A 20,867-nucleotide genomic window follows, 5' to 3' on the forward strand; every position below is an offset into this window, starting at 1 on the left:
AATATAGTTATGGCACAGCTTGGCCGTTTCTAGCTTCTAATAAGCGATACCAATCTTCACGCGAGTAATCTAGTGTTAAAGCTTGTTTAGCGGCAACAATACGCTCTGGAGTGGTTGAGCCTATAATGGGGCAAATATTGGCTGGATGTTTTAATAACCAAGCCAGAATAACTTGCCAAGGCGCGCAAGCATATTTTTCACTTTGGTGGCTTAATTCGTTTTCAATTCTTTGTTCATCTTCACCTGAAAAAGTATTTCCCCAAGCAGAGTAAGCAACACCCCCTAAAGGACACCAAGCAATCGGTGTAATACCATGCTGCTGACATTGATCTAACGTGCCATCAAGTAAGGTGTCAATATTGTGAATATTAATTTCAACTTGATTCACCAACAACGGCATAGCTAACGCAGACTTTAATAATTCAACTTGCGATGGTTTAAAGTTACTGACACCAAAATGCTTAACTTTGCCACTGGCTTTTAATAACGCAAAAGTTTCAGCGACTTCATGAACATCAAATAAATAATCTGGCCGATGCAATAAAAACATATCTAAGTGATCGGTATTTAAACGTTTAAGTGAACCTTCAACACTGGCCAACAAGTATTGCTGGCTAAAGTCATAACGCGTGGGTGCATAAGTGTCGTGATCATTATTGCGCGGTCGAATACCGGCTTTAGAGGTGAGAATAATTTGTTCACGTAAATGTGGTTTTTCAGCTAACAGTTCACCAAAAATACTTTCGCTTTCACCAGCACCGTAAATATCAGCATGATCAAAATGATTATAACCCGCCTCTAGCGCTGCCATTATCGCTGTTTTTCCTTTAATACGATTACTTGCACTATTGTCACCGGCAATACGCATGCAGCCGTATATAAAACGAGAAGATTCGATGCTCGAGTTACCCATTGAGACTTTTTTCATGTCTTTACTCTTTATTATTATTAATTAAATTTACTTAAAAAATTCTTCCTGTGTTGGCCATTGATCAGCCGTATCTGCTGGCCATTGAACAACCGAAGGTTTCATGAGAGCCTTTAAAATATCATATCGTTATTCTACATATATAGGATGGCGATGAATATAATCATCTTTTTCTGCACGATTAAAATAAAACAACTTATTGTCGTGCAAAAAACGGTTTTATTGCGACTTAGATCGCCAAATTTTACTCGCGACTGACTGATTGATGCTAGAACTTAGTGTCGCTATTTTGTCTTGATAGCGACACAAAGGCATATTGTTTTCACTGATTGGCAAGGTTTTCTTGTTAAGTTGTAATTCCTGAAAATAAGCTTACACATAGACTTGAATCTAGCAAAGTCGCTACATTAGTTTTCACCTTTATCAATGGATAATTTACAAATCTAGCTGTAGCGAGTGTTAACTTTATGGTTAATGGAATTTAATCTAGGTATAGTATTTGTCGAGTAATTCCAATAGATTATCAAAAATGCTCATTCGATATTAATGTGCTTAAACACTGAAAAAGTGCAGCGCTGACTTAACTAAATATAAATAGAATGTAAAACAAATGTAAAACGAAAAACAGCCATTATTATAACCATCACTACAAAAGGATTTATTGTGAGAACATCTGTAACCTACCGCTTAGTATACTTATTTATTGTCATACCAGCTACTACTTGGGTTTTACTTTTATACCTGAAACTACAACCACAAGATTAGGACTCTATCCGGTAATTGTCGCGAGCCTAATATACTTTGCTGTGCTGCCAATATTTTACTGGTTTATGATCATAAAAGCTGGCAAACAAAAAGCGTGGAAAATAGTCATTATTTTCAGCCTTTCTTGTGCTGTTGCACGCTATAGTTATCCTGAAGATATTGCCCAATATTTTGATTTTATTCTCTGGCTACGTTATCCCATTATGGGCGTTTTGCTGGTCATTGAGTTTTATTTGATGTTTATGATTGTCAAAGGACTATACCAAGCTCGAAATTTATCAGGTGATCCTCGTATTGGCGTACTGGATAAATATGATGATGACAAAAAAAAAGGCTTGGCATTAACCCTTGCCACAGAGCCTGCAAGTTGGTATTACGCTATTCCTCGCCTATCTAAGCGGCACGTAAAGTCATTAGGTAAAATTACTTTATTGTCAGGAAAAGCTAGTCACTTTTTAGTTATTATCTCTTCATTGATTGTCATAGCAAGCGTTAGCTACCAATTATTGGTCGATTGGAGCCAAACTGCTGCAATAATGGTGGCTAGCTTTATTTTATATGGCTTTATTCTAATGACAGCAAATTATCGCTTATCACGCTATTATTCGCTTTATGTTCAAGATAAAAAACTGATCATTAACAATTCTATCTTCAACTTGATGGTTATACCCTTTGCTGATATTAATACCGTGTCGATACACCAAGCAGGTGAAGATGAAATTAATCACACAGAAATTAACAGTAAAGGCAAAAACAAAAGCAATGAACTTTTAAAAATTGGCCGTAGTAAACAGCACAATATAAAAGTAACCTTTAACCAGCCAATAAAATACTGGGGCATGATGGGAGCTTTTGTTGAGTCGTTTGAACAAGTTTTAATCAAGGTTGAACAACCCATAGACGTGATTAACGCTTTCAGCGAAATTAATTCAGCACAGCAACCACTAGCTTGCTAGAATATCGCTGTTTAAGTGAGGACTTAACTTAAAGTCACATTTAACTCATTTAACTCATTAAACTCATTAAACTCATTCAACATAAGTAACATAAGCAACATTAAGGGCTACGCTTTGCAACATTTAGTTTGGGATTTTGATCCCGTATTTTTCTCCATTGGGCCATTGACTATACATTGGTATGGCGTGTTATTCGCCACCGCTATTTTATCTGGCTTACAAGTCATGAAGTGGATTTTTCAAACCGAGAAACAAGATTTAGTCGCGCTAGATAACTTACTGGTCTATATCGTTATTGGTGTTATCGTCGGTGCGCGTTTAGGGCATTGTTTCTTTTATGACCCAAGCTATTACTTTGCTAACCCACTGAAAATAATCGCTATTTGGGAAGGTGGTTTGGCCAGTCATGGCGGCGGTTTAGGTGCTATTATTGCGGCGGGTATTTATAGCAAAAAAAACCAGATGAACTTTCTCTGGTTACTCGACAGACTCGCGATATGTACCGCGCTGTTTGGTTTTTTTGTTCGCAGCGCAAACTTTGTTAACTCTGAAATATTAGGCACACCCAGTAATGTTCCTTGGGCGGTAGTTTTTGCCCGTATTGATAACCTTGCTCGCCACCCTGCTCAACTTTATGAAGCCTTGTCTTATTTAACGATATTTTTTGTTTTGATGATTTTTTATAAGCAGAAAAAAGCCCAAACACCACCCGGTGCTATTTTAGGCGTTTTCTTAGTTTTAATTTTTACTGCTCGCTTTCTTATTGAAATGTTAAAAGAAAAACAAGCGGCCTATGCGGCTGACATTGCCTTAACTGCAGGGCAAATGTTAAGTATTCCGTTTTTTATTGCCGGTGTCCTATTAATTATTTGGTCAATTAAAAACAATAAAAAAGTTAAGCAGTCTTAACCAATAGCGTACAGAGCATAAAAATCATGGCGAATAAAATAGGGTTAACAATTGATGAGTAAAAAATATTATGTGGTGTGGAAAGGTGCAAAAACTGGGGTATTTGAACAGTGGAATGATGTTAAAAGCCACACCCAAGGACGTGCCGACGCACAATATATGGGTTTTGCATCAAAAGCTGAAGCCGAGGCGGCGTTTCAATCAAGCTACACTAAAGCATTAACTAAGCGCTCAATGAGTAAAAGTGCCGGTACTAAAACTGCCGCTTCTGCTGCCTACGTTAAATCGGATAGTAGTGCAGTAAGTAATAGCTTAGCCCCTGTTAAAAAAAATGCTGATATTAATATTTATTGTGACGGAGCTTGCTCTCCAAATCCAGGAAAGTCAGGCACGGGCATGGCAGTGTATCAAGAGCAACAGCTCATTGAATTGTGGTACGGTTTATATGAGCCGATGGGCACTAATAATACCGCCGAACTTAATGGCATACTTGCCGCATTTAACTACGCACAAGATCATATTAAACAAGGTAAAACCGTGCAAGTCTTGTCTGACTCTAAATATTCAATTGATTGTATCACTAAGTGGGCAAAAGGTTGGCAAGCTAAAGGCTGGACTCGTGGCAAAGGTGAAGAAATCAAAAATCTTGACATAATCAAGCAGTGTTTTGCGCTCTATCAAACATTGAAAAGTAATTTAATTATTAGTCATGTTAAAGGTCATGCCAATATAGAAGGGAATGAACTCTCCGATAGAATGGCCGTGTTAGCACGCGTTAAGTGCACAAAGGGTTTTGTGCAATATCAAGATACACTTGATATTAAAACTATTTTGGCCATGGCTTCGGGCTAAAATAGTTTAGTCTTTTATGCTCATTTTATTAGCGCCTTGGGCTATTTTATACGGGTAAAAATAACCCGTTGAAATGTTCACCAAGTGAATGAGCTTGCTCTTATGTAAATTAAACACCAAAAGGCAGCCTAAAGCTGCCTTTTGATTTGAATTACTCAGGTAATTTACCCTTAATAACCCGGCTATTTTGCCCTTTAGTGAACACAGCAATAACCACTCAAAACCCCACATACGACTTTAAATCTACTTTTGCTTGCATGGCACAACTAATGCCGTTTTTATCAATAATAAAAGCACCTGGGCTTTTAAGCCGTTACCACCTTCAGCATTAACCTGTTCAAGGTTTAAACCAGTATTCGCTAGGTAGTGGGTTAATTTATCACTCGCTGTTTTCATCATGGCTTTAGCTTTATCAGTCGAGCGAGATCACTTATTCTGCATTTCATCCCTGATTTTTTATTTTTTCGCCTAAATTTAAATCAATTCAACCGCGAAAAAATTTATACGGGTAAAAGTTTAAGCTGTGAGCGTCGACATGCCTATGATTGACAGGATTAAAACTACGTTTGTGCGCCTTTGAAATAAATTAATAATGACTTATGGGCTTTTAGCTTATTAAAAATGTTACTTAATAAGCTAAAAGCCCTTGCCTAGTGCTACATATCCCAGTATCCTTCGCGGCCATTTTATATTTGGATATCAACATGATCGGATTTGATTACGGTACATCAAACTGTGCTGTCGGCGTAATGAAAAACAACACGCCAGAACTATTATCTTTAGGTGATCATGGTCGCTATATCTCCTCAACTTTGTATGCGCCCAGTCGTGACATTATTGTCAACTGGCTGCACAATAATTTGGCTCTGACAGAACAAAAAAGCTTTCAACAGCAACGTCAAGCACAGATAAACAAAGGAAAAAACTCACTACGAGAGCTGACCTTAGATGGCTATCCAACCGAATTATCGTTTGGCCAAGCCGCATTAAATAACTATTTACAAGAGCCGGACGAAGGCTACTACATAAAGTCACCAAAATCGTTTCTAGGTGCCAGTGGCTTAATGCCACAGCAAGTTGACTTATTTGAAGATATTGTTGCCTCTATGATGAGCAATATAAAAACGCTCACCGAAGAAAGTCTTGGCAGAAGTGTTGATCAAACCGTTATTGGTCGCCCTATTAACTTTCAAGGTATGAAAGGCGAAGAAAGTAATCAACAAGCTATACAAATATTAACCAATGCAGCCAAACGGGTTGGTTTTAAAGATGTTGAATTTCAATTTGAACCTGTTGCAGCCGGCTTTGAATATGAAGCGAGTCTCACTAAAGAAACCAAAGTACTAGTGGTGGATATTGGCGGTGGTACCACAGATTGCTCCATGCTTTTAATGGGGCCAGAACACGCTGCTTTAACTGATAGAAGCAATGATTTATTAAGCCACAGTGGTGAACGAGTCGGTGGTAATGATTTTGATATTGCCTTTGCCCTTAAAGGTATCATGCCGAGTTTTGGTTTAGACAGTTTATTAAAAACTGGTAAAACAATGCCGAGTAACAGTTACTTTCAGGCAATGGCGATTAACAATATTAGTCATCAAACACAATTTTACAGTGCCGAAAATGGACGGTTTTTACAGCAACTGATCCGCGATGCAGAACATCCTGAGTTATTAACTCGCTTGTTAACAGTGCAACAACAAAAATTGAGCTACCGTGTAGTTAATGCCGCAGAGCAAAGCAAAATTGGCTTAACCGAGCAAACCGAACAGCAAATAGATTTATCTGATATCTATGAAGGACTCAGTGTTAAGCTTGATAGGGATGGTTTTACTGAGGCATGTCATCGACAACTTAGTGCTATAGCCGCGCTAATGAAAGATGCCATTGCCCAAGCTAACTGTCAGCCTGATGTGGTGTTTGTCACTGGCGGTAGTGCTAAATCACCGATGTTAAATACGTTTTTACAAACGCAATTTCAACATACCCCTATTGTTGTTGGTGACCATTTTGGCAGCGTAACGGCTGGCCTAACGCGCTGGGCTAACACTATATATGCATAAGCTATTGGTTGAGCAAAAAATTTAGCCCCATTTAAAGTCATTAACGCTAGCGAATAATAAAGTTTATGACTTTAAATATTGATATTTTATAGATAGTTACTTTAATAAACAGTTTTTATTAAAGTAACTTTTATTGGTAAGCTTTATTGATAAGTGTTATTGATAAATTTTAAACATGACTTGAGTTAAAAGCGTTATAAATAGTCTGTTACTAAATGGCTAGGTGGATGTATTTATGACCTTGATAGCTAATAGAACTAGCACTAAGGAAAGTAGATTAATCTCGCTTTAAGCTAGTGTGATTTATCAACAGCAACAATACCAATCTCACTCATTATCTGATCATTTCTACTGGCTAAAACAACCCACTACTGCGTTATTTATTTAATAATTAGACCAACTAGTTATTAAATAAAATGCCTTATATTTGGCCATTTTTCCTGCGTATAAAGTAGACCATCTAATGAATGAAATTGGTATAAGCTAAAGTTTTTGAAAATAGTAGCTATCATTAATCACTAGTGGTAACTGCGTCAAAACACTTAAACTTGCCAGTAAATTTATCTAAGAAAATATCCGCAACTGTTCTGCGCTGATTTTCATCGCTAAAACTTACAAGTTCACACACTTTGTCAGTATTTCACGCATTAAAGTCACCAATGTTTTCGGCATTAATTTAGTGAAACAGTTATAACGTCGAGCTATAGAGCATTAGTTTTTTTTGCTTATACATAGCCGCATCAGCCTCTTGGAGCATTGCTTCTATTGATTTGTCCGTGTCATGCTTAAAATAACTAACACCGGCACTGTACGCAATTTTGTAGGGTTTATTTAAGGTTTTATTTGCTTGATCAATAGCGCCAGCAAATCGCTCTAGTGCTATATCTGCTTTCCCTGAATAGTTAGCGTCAGAGTTAGATTCGCTCAGCATAGCCACAAATTCATCTCCACCGAGTCGAGCGATCAAATCACAGCCTCGAAATGAATTAAGCATTATTTTGGCAAAAGTAGCTAAGACAAAATCGCCTTCGTGATGGCCATGTTCATCATTAATGATCTTAAATTGGTTTAGATCAAAGAATATAAACGACATTGACATTTGATTACGTCGACATACTTTTAAACTATGATCGGCCAGAGTCAAAAAACCACGGCGGTTAGAAATCATGGTTAATTCATCTAAGGTAGCAAGTTCAATAGATTTGATTTCTTGCTCAATTATAGCCCCTAAATCTTCAAGTAATTGCTGGTCTTCTTCGTTAAGATATTTAGGTTCTGTATCGATAAGGCACAAAGTACCTATATTAATACCTTGCCTAATTTTTAAAGGACAACCGGCATAAAAGCGAATTTTCAGACCGCCAGTAACAAGAGGATTATCAAAAAATCGCTTATCTTTGGAAGCGTCAGGCACTATGAATAAGTTATCTTGATTAATAGCATGTGCACAAAATGAAATGTCGCGAGGCGTTTCCGAAAGCTCAAGTCCCTGCGTGGATTTAAACCATTGACGGTCTTTGTCAATTATACTGACCAGCGAGATTGATACGTTAAACATGCGTTTAGCCATACGAGTAATTCGATCAAAGCGCTCTTCGTGTGATGAGTCAAGAATTTTTAAGGTTCTAAGCGCATACAAACGTTCAACTTCATTTTTGGGCACTTCAGGCTTAATCATTAGGGGGTACTTAATTAAAAATATAAACTCTTCAAATTGTATCAGCAAATTAAGATGGTTTCTTTAAAAAATAAAGCGCTTTAAAAAAGAGTTTTGCAAAAAACTATTAGGCCAAGCTATAACAAATTCAGTCGCTAAATCATTGTTTATATGTAAACTTATTAATATAAAACATAATATTACATTATAATTACTGAATAAACTTAAATCCATTTAAGCCTTCATTAGTTACCTATTAACCACCTGAATCACTTAATAAACATAAGGTAATCGTTGCATAGCATGTAGCTTTTCTCACCCAACGTTTTGATTTGCATGCGATAACTAAGTCCAAAATTAAATGATTACGTTTATATTTTGAAAGGACGGGGAGATATTTACTGGTTTAGATGGGAGTCTGAATATGGCCAAAACGATGTTCTGCTCGCATGAATTTTAGGCAATTGTAATTGAGAGTAACGCTGCCATGCTAGATTTAAACCAGAACAAGTGGGCAATAATGTTAAAATTTTTTAAGATTTAAGTAGCTAGTTAAGCACTTAATATGAGACTTTATTATTACGGTATATTATTCTCCACCGTCTTAGGATTAAAAAAAATGACAACTTGTACCAATGGGCATAAACAAGAGCAAGCCAAAGTGGCCCTAATTGTTGGCGCCAGTGGTTTAGTGGGACAACATTTGTTACGGCAACTATTAGCCAATAAAACCTATAGCAAAGTTATCGCCTTAGTACGTAAACCACTCTTGATAGAAGATACTAAACTTGAACAATGGCAGATTAATTTTGAAGATCTAGAAGCAGAATTGACCTCAAGTACCTTTTTAGATAATAAACCTCAGAATATAGGCGCTAACCACAAGATAAAAACGATTGATCATATATTTTGCACTCTGGGCAGTACCATAAAAAAAGCTGGTTCTAAAACTGCTTTTACTGAAATTGACCATCATTATCCGCTGCTTATCGCCAAATACTTTTATGGTCAACATGCCACTTTATTTGCCATAGTCACGGCAATGTCAGCAAATGAAGCGTCTGCTATATTTTATAACCAGATAAAAGGCAAAATAGAAAAAGACTTAAGTAACTTAGATTACCAACATCTTGGTCTATTCCGCCCGTCAATGTTATCTGGGCAGCGTGATGAATTTCGACTTGGCGAACAATTAGGTACAATAGTAATGAACACGCTAGCTTTTATGATCCCAAAAAAACACCAAGTAATTCAAGCAAAGAAAGTAGCACAGGCTATGCTAGTTTATGCAGAAAACCCTCCAGAGGGTGTTAGTATTATTCAGTCAGATCAACTGCAAAATTACTAAGTGTTTTACCTGTCATGCGATAGCCAACCCACTCTTCTTGCGCGACAGCACCTAGTGAGTGATAAAATTCTCTTGACGGTGTATTCCAATCTAAGCAACTCCATTCAAACCGTGCGCAGTCTTTTTCCACAGCAATTTTTGCCATAGCTTTTAACAGCTTAACACCTGCGCCTTTGCCTCGATATTCTGGCATAACGTATAGGTCTTCTAAATAAAGACCTGATTTTGCTAACCAAGTTGAATAATTAAAAAAGTAAATGGCTGAGCCAACGGCAACGCCATCAAGCTCGCAAATTAAGGCAAAAACATGACTATTTTCAGCAAAAATGCTGGCTTTTATTGTTTGCTCGGTGGCTAATACTTCGTGTTCCGCTTTTTCATAAATAGCGAGATCGATAATAAATTTAAATAATATACTGGTATCGTCTGCTGTTGCTGTTCTAACGACTAAATTGCTCACATTTAACTCCTGACTATTTTATTGACTCATTTACTGGCTATTTTACTGGCCATTTCAGATAACACTGAATATTAGCAAATTATTGATTATTTAGCGCGTATTGTGCACGGCTAATTATTGCGCTTGAAAGCTGCTTAAATACCCCTTTCAATAATACCCAATGATGCCAGTAAAGTGTTCTAATTATTGGATTTTCTGGCATTAAATTGATCAGCTCTCCTGATGCAAGTTCTGCTTGTATTTGCAATTTAGGGATCAAACAATAGGCTATACCTTGTTTGGCAAAATTAACAAAGGCTTCTGAAGAGCGTACGGTGTGACACGGGTATGAACCGCCTTTTAAGCCAAAGGTTTGTTCGACATATTTAATATGCATATCGTCTTTTTGATCATAAGCAACCGCGGGTGTTCGTGCCAAGGTTTGTTTATTAATACCCTCAGGAAAATAGCTTGCAATGAAGCTTGGCGCAGCCACTAATAAATAGTGTATATCGCCGAGTTTTTCTAATGTACAGCCAGGTAAAGCCTGATCATATGTGCTAATCGCACCAAAAACCTCACCATCTTTTAAATAGTTAATGGTTCTGTTTTCATCAGCCAATCGAAAGTTTACCGCTAGGTTATATTGATGACTAACGTCACCAATTGCTGCAATTAACCAAGTGGCTAAACTGTCGGCATTACTGGCGATATTGGCGGTAATAGTTTCATGTTTTTTATTACCTGAAATATCAGGAATAATGTCTTGTTCAAGTAATTTTACCTGTTGATAATGGCCAAGTAATTTTTTGCCAATAGCCGTTGCCACTATCGGTTGTGCCCGAATTAATACCGGTTGACCTATAATTTGCTCTAAACTTTTAATACGCTGAGACACGGCAGATTGTGTGATAGCTAATACCGATGCCGCTTTGTCAAAGCTTTGCTCATTGAGTACCACGCTCAATGCATGCAATAATTTATAATCTAGCAAGACCATTTCCCCCTGATGTTAGCAACATATCTTACTCGTGTTAGTAAAAATAACATTAGCAAAACTAATCAAAGATTAAAATCATTAATTATACTTATGATTTTTTTTTCGTTAAATTAGCCACAACTACTCAGCACAGCATGAAATTTTTGGAGAATAAATGTTTTCCCCCCTACTACAAGGCCTTTTTTTAGGGGCTAGCATGATTATTCCTATTGGCGCACAAAACTCTCATATTCTCAATCAGGGTATTAAAAAAAATCATCACTTTTTAGCCGCTTCAATTTGCATGCTTTGTGATGTTACCCTGATTGCATTAGGGGTGTTTGGTGGCGCACAACTTATTGCGACATCGCCAACCTTAGTAACAGTAATTTCTTGGGCCGGTATTATTTTTTTACTGACTTATGCTAGCTTGTCATTTCGCCAAGCATGGCTTAATAACAGCACCAGTGAGCAAAATGCAGCCGATAAAGCACACAAGAAACCTGGTTTGGTGATTGTTTCAACCTTAGCGGTAACCCTGTTAAACCCGCATGTTTATCTTGATACAGTACTGGTATTGGGCAGTGTTGGCGGACAATTTCAAGGTAATGAAAAAATCGCCTTTGCACTCGGCACTATGTTGGCATCTATGCTATGGTTTTATAGCTTAGCTGGAGCGGCAGCAAAAATGTCACCTTGGCTTAACCAAGCTAAGGTGAGAAGAGTTATTGATATACTGGTTGGATTAATCATGTGCGCCATTGCATGGTCATTATTTAATAGCCTAACGATTTAAGACAATCTTTTATGCCAATTCCCCGCGTGATACAGGGTGCAATTTTCTTCGCTGTCTAATGCTATTTGGTTTTTAACACTGTTAAGCTTTATGCCAATATCTGCCAAGCTATCGGCTATTAATAACGCTAAGTGCTTACTATCAGATGACTTTAGATAACTCGCTAATTTTTTATTGCTATCAAAAACACAAACAACTTTTAGACTGTCGGGGAAATTATCAAAATTAACGGTATGGGTTAACCACTCAAAGCCGTCAATTTCTTCTAGCGCTGATTGGCATACTTCAGTTAACGACTTTATGATTTGATTGTCTATTTTCTTATCTGATTTACGCATTATTTATTAACATTACCTGTAAACTTTATCTTCGATGAATAAGCTTCATATAATACCACTTTGATTAAGTTTTTGGTCTTGTTGTAAGCAGAGATTTTAATAAAATAGCTTTCAAGCGAGGTAAACCGCCATCATTATTAATTGCTTTTTAACTTAGCGATATAAGCATAAGGGGGTGCTTGCAAGCTAAAAGATGCTTGCGCGTCAACTTGGCTTAACAAATGCTCAATAAAAAGACAATTATTATCACTCGTTAAATGCTGTGATTTTTTCAATTCAGCATAATTTTCTGTCGGTGTTTTGGCATATACTTCTGTCACTAAAAAAGCTACCAAAAGTAAGGTAATAATAATGGTGAGGTCAAGTAGAGTGATTCTTCTAGTTAAGGTCATATTATAAATTCCATTTTTGACAAAATCCAATGTTTGAATAAAAGCTTAACTTACTATTGTCATAAAAGTATAAAATTTGTACTTTAATTTGAAAGCGTATCTAATGGCATAACTCAAAATAACTCCGTTTCAGGCCTGGTACGCTAAAAACGCCCCTAGCGTAATAATTTATTTTGGCTACCAAACAGTAAATATAAATTTTTAATTAGTACAATTTAAAGTTTACTATTTAAATTGTATTAAATGATCGGTCAATGACTGTTAAAAGACCATCAAAAGAGTATCAAAAAAGTAACCAATGCCATATATTACTAATGGGTAGTACAAACTCAAATTTTTCAAGCTATAACTAAGTTAATGAAAGTTTGATATATATTAATCACTAATTAATCACTAATTAATCGCTGAGTTTGTCATTACATTTGCAGAAGTTACAAATATAGTATTCACCTTAAAGCTAAAAAATTGTCCTTAAAATAACGTATAGTAAAAACGATCAGCAATTAACTCACTTTATGATGAGATTACTTATCAAGGTAATTCAGAGTGAATTGATTCAGGCTTGGTAATAAAACCGACAAGAAGTAGAGGATAGAAGTGAATAACGCTAAACTCACCCAAGACGAAAACCTTTCCATCAAGGTCAGTTACCAGTTATTACCTACTGACCATCAAAGACTCGATTTATACTTTTCACTACCGGTTGAAATGGGTATCGGCCCTAAAACCCTAGACGAAGAGCATTACTTTCATAGCAGTATAGAAAATCATAGTGCTTATTACTCAGACCAACTGCACTTGCCGTTAGTAAGAAGCCGCTTTATTAGCCAAAAAAAAGGTGAGCTAAGTGACTATCGACTTAACCTTAATTTATTTTCTTATCAAATTTTAATTGCTCTCGACACTGATATAAAACAAACGATTAAGCTTAAAGAAAGTAAAGATTTTTACCCACAAGCCATTGTACTAGCAGAGTTGATTTCTGGTTTACTGAAAAAATTAAGACGATATACGCCATCAGATAAAAAACTCAGTCCATTTTTTCAAAATGCTGACAACTACCTTAGTTGGCAAGTAGAGCAGTCATTTTTAAAGTTGCTCTCTCGAGGGCCAAAAAGTAGTGATTTTTCCACTGAAAGAAACTTCTTGTTTGCACTATGCCGCAGTGAAAATGAATACCGTGCAACCAATAAATATAATTCAGAAGTTACTTTAGCTGACCCTAACCGCATCACCAATAAAATGCGTTTACTACAACGATTAATCGAATACGGCGTAGTACTGCAAAAAGAAATGAAAAGCCTCAATCGCAATTTAAAACGCATTGTACGTGGCACAGTGACAGCGATTATTATGGCTTTTGTGATGTTGTTAGTGCTAAATGCGCGGGCAAACTTTACTGAAGTCACTATTGCCTTAGTCGGCATGTTAGGCATTGTTTATGGTTTAAGGGAGATATTTAAAGACGATATAACCCGTGTTATTTGGCGTAGCATTCAAAAAGGCTTACCTAAATGGAGAAATCTTTACACAAATAGTGTTAATAAAACGCGTATCGCTAGTCAAACCATTTGGCTAGAATACATTCGCAATAAAGACCTACCTCAGCAAGTTGATAAGTTATTTCAAACTCGGCGTCATCAAAACAAACAAGCGGCACAATTGCTACATTTTCGCAGCGACACTAAAGTTAATGCTAAAAGTTTTTTGCCTGGCTATGATGAAATCCAGCAACGTATCTATTTTAATTTAACCCCCTTTATTCGTTTCCTAAAAAAAGGTGAAGGTCGTTTATATTCACTTGATGGCAATAAAGTAACAAAACAAGCAGTTGAACGCCGTTACCAAATTAATGTCGTATTAATGCAAACAGACAAACAAGATCTGCAACAAATACAGCGTTTTAAGCTAACACTAAATCGCTCAACCATTATTAATATTGAAGCAATGAAAATAGATGACGACGATTAATAACGACAACCTAATGGTCAAACTAGGAGATTAGGCTAGGTATTGTTTTTTTAAGTGAAGAACATGCATGCAAAAAATTCTGTGGTGCTCTATTTTTATAATCTACTCAGACTGAGTATAAATGACTATATTGCTGCGCTTAAGAAAATTTCTATCTGGCTATTTCTGTCACTTGTTAAGCGTTTGTTGCTTTACCTTATGCAAAAAACTGCCTACAATAACCGCGAAATTATCCTAGTAACGCTTATGGCCTTACTATTGATAAAACGACAAGCTGTTTCATGGAACGAAAACGATCCAACCCACGGATAGGGCCAGCATTTTGGATCACCCTCTATAGCTTGGAGTTTCTTATGATTGATTTATTATTTAATATCATTGGCATGTCTGGAACTTTTCTTATCGTTGCCGCATTTATAATGTTACAACTAGAAAAATTAAATCCTAAAAGTTTGGCTTATAACCTAACGAACCTTTTTGGCGCAATATTACTGCTAATTAGCCTGTGCTATAACTTTAATTTAGCGAGTTTTGTTATTGAACTATTTTGGATTGCCGCCTCGGTAATTGGTTTAGTTAAGTATTATACTAGGTCACCAAAAACAGTAACCACCGACTAACGGTTACTTTTTTGCAACAACAAGCCTTTGTCTGCTAAGTTTTAAAAAATTTAATAGGCAAAGGTTTTCGTTGATTAACTCTCCACATATTGTTTTTTTAAGCACCGGCCTAGAGTTTATCTCCTAATTTAAGTCTTAGCACTTGTAATAGGTTATTTTACACGTATCATGCCGACCTAATTTTGTTTTTATCATCGGAAAACCACTGTTTCATGAGAAAATTACTTACCTCGCCAAATGCCATGTCGCTTAGCGCTACCGAACAAACAATTTACCAAAATGCCTTGTCGTTAGTCGCCGATCTCAGCCTTAATTTAATGGCAGTAAAAGTAGAGAGTCATCCAGATAATTTTCTTAACTGGTGCAGAGAGTTATACCGAATTTGCTTACACGACATCAATCAAGATTTATTAGAACCTAGTCAAAAAAAACCCTTAAAAAAACTACAAGACACCATGTCAAACGGTGTTAGTGCTTGCCAATTAAAAATGGCCCGTATTATCCCATGGCCAATATTTACTAGTTTTGTACAAGAACACTCAGGGTTACAAGCCTTACCAGAAAGACTTAAACTCTTAAATTATATTGCGACGATACGCGGTAATAAATTAGCTGAAATGATTGATGAAGACCGATTAGTTTTTGCAGGCAAGCATAGTGCTCAGCATGATATTAGTGTTTATGACTTTGATGTTGAATGGTTTGCCGGCACACGTGGCGCAAAAACGTTTCACCAGTTATTAAAGTCTCACCCAAAAGATTTTGATCAAGCCCTTGATCATATTCCGTTAGACGGTGACGTAACCTTGGCAGACTATCAAAACTTTGTTAATGCCTACAAAGCGATATTTGCCAACCATACTAATGAAGAAAAAGCGCCGTTAAGTGCAGCAACTCGTTTATTGGCTATGCGCCGCCCAGACCAATTTATTGCCCTAAATAGTGGTAAAATAGATAGCCTTTCGCAAGGCTTAGGCTTAGTAAAACTTAACAACCAGAGCTTTGATGATTATTGGCATGAGATGATAGAAGCCATTAGAAACACACAATGGTGGCGCAGTGAAATGCCTAGCGATGAAGCTGAACTTCAGCTTTGGAAAAATCGAGCCATATTAATTGATTTGTTTTTGTTTGCTGACAATTCGTTGGCACAAAACTCTAACTATATTCGTATGCGTGATAAGCCTAAAAAAATTAAAATTGGTGTCGCTAAAGCGGTAAAACGTAGTAAAGCGTCAGCCGAAGCTATTGTAGATAAAGCTTTTGAATCAGATGATATTCCTGACTTTATTCTCAATATGCGCAGCACCATAGTGAACAGCGTTAAAGATGGTAAAACCGTTGATCAAGCAATAACCTTAATGCGTAACATTTTTGGTTAGTGTTTACTTTGAGCTCAGCTTACTGAAATTGAATTATTAGCCCAATAGCATTGGGCTTTTTTATAGTTAAAATATAAACTATTTTTTTGCTTTTTTATTTGCCATTAAATTTTGCTGTTGATCCCGTTCACGAGCCATTAATAACAGAGTTAAATACAGTTTTGTCGGTAATGAAAAAAGTAAACCAAAGGCAATACAGCAGGCACAAATAATAATACCAGTAACACCCATTTTTGTTGGTAGGTCTACATATAAAAGTAAGTAATATCCTAAAATAAGTAGCGTAATACCTATCAAAATAAAAAATTTAATTAAACGTACTTGTGCTGATACCGACATAAACCCCCACTAAGATAAACTCAGTTTACTATGTTCAAACAACGTCTGCTTTGCTCAAAACCAAAGACGTCATTAAAAATTTTTCAATAAAACACTCTCCAGACACCATCTACATTGCTCGTCTCTGTAAGAATAGCCTAACGCTAACAAATATTATTCTATGGTGTTGAACATTGAAGTTGTTCACAAGCGTTATTTCAGTGTCTATAGCTACTCCAGGTCAAGATACTCAACAAATAATGACTACTAGCTACTGAATTTGTAGACGTTAGATATTTTACCCTACTATTTGGCTAGTCATTTAGCCTAATAGTGCAGAGAATTTGACTCGGATCAACTAATAACTTAACCCTTAGTGCATACTAATACGAAACCCACTAATTATTTGATCATTTCTACTGGCTAAAAACTAAATTTCTCATTGTTTATCTAACTTTTATATAGCCTTTATTTAATCAGTAGAACAGGCAGTTATTGAATAAATACCATATATTTGGACGTGTTACCTAAGTATAAAGTAGACTCACTAATTCATAAATCTGCTATTAAGCAGATACAGCTTACATTCTGTGATAAATTTAATTGTAACCTTGCCCAAACAAAGAGAAGTCAGAGACAATTATGCCGATACGCAAACAGCGCCAATCTTCTATAGACTGGTCTAAATACCTCAAATCAGGCAATCGAGTTTTTATTGGCTCTAATGCCGCAGTGCCCAACGCCTTAATTGATAACCTTATTGCCAATAGCGCTGGTTTACATGATATTGAAGTTGTTCATATTTTAACGCTTTCAGACAACGTTTGGGCTGATAAAAAGCACCAAGACCTATTTAAGGTCAACGCATTTTTTATTGGTGGCGAAAAAATTCGTACGGCAATTAATGAAGGACGCGCTGATTATACCCCGACATTTTTATCTGAAATTCCAAGGCTATTTAATGAAAATATTTTACCCCTAGACGTCGCCTTAATCATGGTCGGTCCACCCGATGAATATGGTTATTGTTCGCTTGGTGTCACGGTTGATATTGTGCCCGCAGCCATTAAAAAAGCTAAGGTGGTTATCGCACAAATTAACCCTAAAATGCCACGCACTAATGGTCATAGTTTTGTCCATATGAGTCAAATTCACGCTCACATCACCGTTGAACAATATTTACCCGAATTGCCCGAGCCTGAAATTGATCAGGTCACAGAACAAGTAGGTCAATACGTGGCCATGTTAGTAGAAAACGGCGCTACTATCCAAATTGGTATTGGTAAAATTCCATCTGCTATCTTGCGTTACTTAGCTAACCATAAAGATTTAGGTGTGCACAGTGAATTAATATCTGACGGCATTATCGACTTAATGCTTTCCGGTGTTATCAACAACCGCAAAAAAACCTTTCATAAAGGAAAAACCGTCATCAGTTATTGTATCGGCACTCGTCGCTTATATAAGTTTGTTGATGGTAATCCCCATGTAGAGTTCTACCCAAGCGAACACATTAATTCGCCAGTAAACATTGCGCGTAACGACAACATGGTTTCTATCAATAGCGCCATCGAAGTTGACTTAACTGGGCAAGTGGTTTCTGACTCCATCGGCTATTATTTTTATAGTGGTATTGGTGGCCAAGTTGACTTTATTCGTGGCGCCTCATTAAGTAAAGGCGGTAAACCCATTATTGCCCTGCCATCGACAACCAAAGATGGAAAAATATCTCGTATCGTCGCACATATTACCGAGGGTGGTGGTGTAGTTACTTCACGAGGTCATGTGGCTTATGTAGTCACTGAATATGGTATCGCTTCGCTGCAAGGTAAAAGTATTCGTGAACGCGCATTAGAATTAATTCGTATTGCCCACCCTAAATTTCGTGCTCAACTGCTTAAAGATGTGCGAAAACATTATTGGGTGCCTGAATACCAAGAAAACACCCCAACATCAGTACCTGAACTGGGTAAAGTTGAGATCAAACGTTTTACTTTTGCTGATTCTGAATACTTCCTTAGACCCTTATCGCCTTCAGACGAACGTAAACTACAAGAGTTTTTTTATTCTCATAACCAAGAAACATTAATGATGCGATACAACCATCATATGACACAAATGACCCGAGAAAAGTCCTGTGATCTTGTCAGTGTCAACCAGCAGGTTGATTTAGCCTTGTGTTTAACTGAACGAGATGATTTAGGTGAATCTATACAAGGTGTTGCTCGCTATTATTATCTTGAAGCAAGTAATAGTGCTGAAGTTGCTTTTGTTATTAAAGAGAGTAAACGTGGCAAAGGTATGGCAAAAGCACTACTGAGTGAATTAATCGCTATCGCTAAAATTCGTGGTTTAACGCAATTGATAGCTTGTGTACGACGAGACAATGCTCCTATGTTAAAAGTATTTGAAAATGCAGGGTTTTTAAGAAGACCTTCTGAAGATTATGACGAAGTAAGCTTGGCGTACACACTATAATTAATCAACTTGTTATACAAACACAACAAAACATTTAAGCAACTAAACTACTATTAAGTTATAAATAACTTAATAGCTCAGAGATAAAGGAATGTACCTATGACAGTCGGCGTAATTAGTCACCACCATTGCTTGACCCACGATATGGGAGAGCATCACCCTGAGGCGCCAGAACGCATGGCTGCTATTCAGGATCAGCTTATTCGTAGCGGTTTGGATTATGTTATTCGACAATTCAACGCAAAACCTATTGATAAGGAACTACTTTATTTAGCACATGACAAAAACTATATCGAATCAATTTTTGCCAATGCCCCAAGTGAAGGCACTTATAATGTTGATGACGATACCATTATGACCCCAGATACGCTTAGTGCCGCCTTACTTTCTGCAGGTGCTGCCAAAGACGCAGTAGACTTAGTGATGTCAAAAGAAATTTCATCAGCATTTTGCGCGACTAGACCACCCGGCCATCATGCTGAATATAATAAAGGTATGGGTTTTTGTTTTTTTAACAATGTCGCTATTGCCGCCGCCTACGCCAAAGAGCAATATAAATTAAAGCGCGTGGCTATTGTTGATTTTGACGTTCATCATGGCAATGGTACAGAAAATATTATAAAAAATAAAAAAGGTTATTTATTTTGTTCTACTTATCAATACCCATTTTATCCCTTTGAAATTAAAGAAAGTACTACGCCACCCATTATTAACACACCATTAGCTGCGACAGCAAAAAGTGCTGATTTTAGACAAGCTATTCTTGATACTTGGTTGCCGGCATTGAACAAATTTAAACCAGAAATAATATTTATTTCTGCTGGATTTGACGCACATATCGAAGATGACATGTCACAAGTGAGTTTAGTAGATGAAGATTATCGTTGGGTAACTGACCAGCTTAAAACGCTTGCTGATAAATATGCTCAAGGGCGTATTGTCTCAGTGCTTGAAGGAGGATATGCTCTGAACGCTTTAGGCAGAAGTGCGGTCGCACATATTAATGGCTTAATTGGCTATTAGTTAAGATGAAATCACCGCTAGCATTTGGCTTATTTAAACTTGACCTAAAGCATTTGCTTTAGGTCATATCAGGGTAAATAGTAAGCTTTAAAGCCCTATCAACGCTGCTAGTCGCTATTTTTCTTCAAAAGTACGAACCGCTGGTTTAACCAATATTTCAAGATAAAATGTGTTTAACTCTGCCGCTATAAGCGTATCAATTTCTTGGCTAATCGCTGACACATGAATAACGTCAGCTGTTTGCTCTGACTTACCAATTTTACAATCAAAATCCCAATAATCAGCACCTTCAGGTAGCTTTTTATTGCGCTCACGTTTTAAATATTTTTTAACTTCGTGTTTCGCTGACTCAACCATTCTAGCGACTTTAATTTTAGGGTGAGTTAACTCGAATGTTTTTTTCATGGAATTCCTTGGAGGAGATAAAAGTACGCTTTATAGTGATTTTTTGTCATATAAAGCCAATATGGTTATTTTACGTAAACATTTAAGTAATAGCCATACTTCATCTAACTGTTAAGTAAATAACCTCAAGGGTACCTAAATTTTATATCTTAGTCGATTCAAGTGCTCTTTTTTCGCAACGTTCACAAGCGGGTGAACTAGGGCTAGTGTCTTGGCATTATTTCATCTGATGTAGATATAAGTAGCTG

The 20,867-nt window shown here is 36.8% G+C and carries 20 protein-coding genes; 11 read left to right on the forward strand and 9 right to left on the reverse strand.

Going from position 1 to position 20,867, the window contains the following annotated elements; all coding sequences use genetic code 11:
- Window positions 1–7 precede the first annotated feature (7 nt).
- On the reverse strand, window positions 8–928 hold the full coding sequence (locus tag H4J59_RS04335) for an aldo/keto reductase family oxidoreductase (RefSeq protein WP_182237109.1): 921 nt from the start codon (window positions 926–928) through the stop codon (window positions 8–10).
- 830 nt (window positions 929–1,758) lie between these two features.
- Here H4J59_RS04335 and H4J59_RS04340 point away from each other — a divergent pair.
- The 3 genes from H4J59_RS04340 (at window position 1,759) to H4J59_RS04350 (ending at window position 4,410) form a co-directional block, all read left to right on the forward strand.
- Window positions 1,759–2,649, forward strand: coding sequence for a hypothetical protein (locus H4J59_RS04340; RefSeq protein WP_182237111.1), 891 nt, complete (start codon window positions 1,759–1,761; stop codon window positions 2,647–2,649).
- A gap of 114 nt (window positions 2,650–2,763) precedes the next feature.
- Entirely contained in the window at window positions 2,764–3,558 is a 795-nt protein-coding gene (gene lgt / locus H4J59_RS04345) for a prolipoprotein diacylglyceryl transferase (RefSeq protein ID WP_182237113.1), read from the forward strand.
- 54 nt (window positions 3,559–3,612) lie between these two features.
- Entirely contained in the window at window positions 3,613–4,410 is a 798-nt protein-coding gene (locus tag H4J59_RS04350) for a ribonuclease H family protein (protein ID WP_182237115.1), read from the forward strand.
- A 243-nt stretch (window positions 4,411–4,653) separates the two neighbouring features.
- Here H4J59_RS04350 and H4J59_RS04355 read toward each other — a convergent pair whose 3' ends face one another.
- Window positions 4,654–4,809 (reverse strand): hypothetical protein, encoded by a 156-nt coding sequence (locus H4J59_RS04355; RefSeq protein WP_182237117.1) that lies wholly within the window; start codon window positions 4,807–4,809, stop codon window positions 4,654–4,656.
- Window positions 4,810–5,114: 305 nt separating this feature from the next.
- On the opposite strand from H4J59_RS04355, the gene yegD reads away from it, so the two are divergent.
- The gene (gene yegD / locus H4J59_RS04360; RefSeq protein ID WP_182237119.1) at window positions 5,115–6,473 is read left to right on the forward strand and encodes a molecular chaperone; all 1,359 of its coding nucleotides are present in this window, start codon (window positions 5,115–5,117) and stop codon (window positions 6,471–6,473) included.
- 688 nt (window positions 6,474–7,161) lie between these two features.
- Here yegD and H4J59_RS04365 read toward each other — a convergent pair.
- Window positions 7,162–8,151, reverse strand: a complete 990-nt coding sequence (locus H4J59_RS04365) for a sensor domain-containing diguanylate cyclase (RefSeq protein ID WP_182237120.1) — start codon at window positions 8,149–8,151, stop codon at window positions 7,162–7,164.
- A 598-nt stretch (window positions 8,152–8,749) separates the two neighbouring features.
- Between H4J59_RS04365 and H4J59_RS04370 the strand changes: the two genes are divergently transcribed.
- Entirely contained in the window at window positions 8,750–9,478 is a 729-nt protein-coding gene (locus H4J59_RS04370) for an oxidoreductase (protein ID WP_182237122.1), read from the forward strand.
- Here the strand turns inward: H4J59_RS04370 and H4J59_RS04375 are convergent.
- Both H4J59_RS04375 and H4J59_RS04380 read right to left on the reverse strand, forming a co-directional pair.
- The gene (locus H4J59_RS04375) at window positions 9,447–9,938 is read right to left on the reverse strand and encodes a GNAT family N-acetyltransferase (RefSeq protein WP_182237124.1); all 492 of its coding nucleotides are present in this window, start codon (window positions 9,936–9,938) and stop codon (window positions 9,447–9,449) included. The two genes, H4J59_RS04370 and H4J59_RS04375, sit on opposite strands and share 32 nt — an antisense overlap.
- 79 nt (window positions 9,939–10,017) lie before the next feature.
- Complete coding sequence (locus H4J59_RS04380; protein ID WP_182237126.1) at window positions 10,018–10,917, reverse strand: LysR family transcriptional regulator ArgP; 900 nt, start codon at window positions 10,915–10,917, stop codon at window positions 10,018–10,020.
- Window positions 10,918–11,071: 154 nt separating this feature from the next.
- Between H4J59_RS04380 and H4J59_RS04385 the strand changes: the two genes are divergently transcribed.
- Window positions 11,072–11,692: a LysE/ArgO family amino acid transporter gene (locus tag H4J59_RS04385; protein WP_182237127.1), complete on the forward strand. Its 621-nt coding sequence runs from the start codon at window positions 11,072–11,074 to the stop codon at window positions 11,690–11,692.
- On the opposite strand, the gene H4J59_RS04390 is transcribed toward H4J59_RS04385, so the two are convergent.
- Both H4J59_RS04390 and H4J59_RS04395 read right to left on the reverse strand, forming a co-directional pair.
- Window positions 11,689–12,030, reverse strand: a complete 342-nt coding sequence (locus H4J59_RS04390; protein ID WP_182237129.1) for a Fis family transcriptional regulator — start codon at window positions 12,028–12,030, stop codon at window positions 11,689–11,691. The genes H4J59_RS04385 and H4J59_RS04390 overlap by 4 nt on opposite strands.
- Window positions 12,031–12,167: 137 nt before the next feature.
- Window positions 12,168–12,422, reverse strand: a complete 255-nt coding sequence (locus tag H4J59_RS04395; RefSeq protein ID WP_182237131.1) for a hypothetical protein — start codon at window positions 12,420–12,422, stop codon at window positions 12,168–12,170.
- A gap of 597 nt (window positions 12,423–13,019) precedes the next feature.
- On the opposite strand from H4J59_RS04395, the gene H4J59_RS04400 reads away from it, so the two are divergent.
- From H4J59_RS04400 to H4J59_RS04410, 3 genes are all read left to right on the forward strand, one after another.
- A complete protein-coding gene (locus tag H4J59_RS04400) occupies window positions 13,020–14,393 on the forward strand; it encodes a hypothetical protein (RefSeq protein ID WP_182237133.1) in 1,374 nt (457 codons plus the stop codon).
- A gap of 353 nt (window positions 14,394–14,746) precedes the next feature.
- Window positions 14,747–15,013, forward strand: a complete 267-nt coding sequence (locus H4J59_RS04405; protein ID WP_182237134.1) for a hypothetical protein — start codon at window positions 14,747–14,749, stop codon at window positions 15,011–15,013.
- Between the two features lie 212 nt (window positions 15,014–15,225).
- On the forward strand, window positions 15,226–16,395 hold the full coding sequence (locus H4J59_RS04410) for a hypothetical protein (protein WP_182237136.1): 1,170 nt from the start codon (window positions 15,226–15,228) through the stop codon (window positions 16,393–16,395).
- Window positions 16,396–16,473: 78 nt separating this feature from the next.
- Here the strand turns inward: H4J59_RS04410 and H4J59_RS04415 are convergent, their stop codons facing one another.
- Window positions 16,474–16,734, reverse strand: a complete 261-nt coding sequence (locus H4J59_RS04415) for a hypothetical protein (RefSeq protein ID WP_182237138.1) — start codon at window positions 16,732–16,734, stop codon at window positions 16,474–16,476.
- Between the two features lie 621 nt (window positions 16,735–17,355).
- On the opposite strand from H4J59_RS04415, the gene H4J59_RS04420 reads away from it, so the two are divergent.
- Both H4J59_RS04420 and H4J59_RS04425 read left to right on the forward strand, forming a co-directional pair.
- Window positions 17,356–19,191: a GNAT family N-acetyltransferase gene (locus H4J59_RS04420; RefSeq protein WP_182237140.1), complete on the forward strand. Its 1,836-nt coding sequence runs from the start codon at window positions 17,356–17,358 to the stop codon at window positions 19,189–19,191.
- A 99-nt stretch (window positions 19,192–19,290) separates the two neighbouring features.
- The gene (locus H4J59_RS04425) at window positions 19,291–20,214 is read left to right on the forward strand and encodes a histone deacetylase family protein (protein ID WP_182237142.1); all 924 of its coding nucleotides are present in this window, start codon (window positions 19,291–19,293) and stop codon (window positions 20,212–20,214) included.
- Between the two features lie 114 nt (window positions 20,215–20,328).
- On the opposite strand, the gene H4J59_RS04430 is transcribed toward H4J59_RS04425, so the two are convergent.
- A complete protein-coding gene (locus H4J59_RS04430) occupies window positions 20,329–20,619 on the reverse strand; it encodes a DUF6172 family protein (protein WP_182237144.1) in 291 nt (96 codons plus the stop codon).
- Window positions 20,620–20,867: the final 248 nt, after the last annotated feature.

Origin of the sequence: Colwellia sp. MB02u-10 (genome assembly GCF_014077185.1) — a bacterium.
In the GTDB taxonomy this organism is placed as follows: Bacteria; Pseudomonadota; Gammaproteobacteria; order Enterobacterales; family Alteromonadaceae; genus Cognaticolwellia.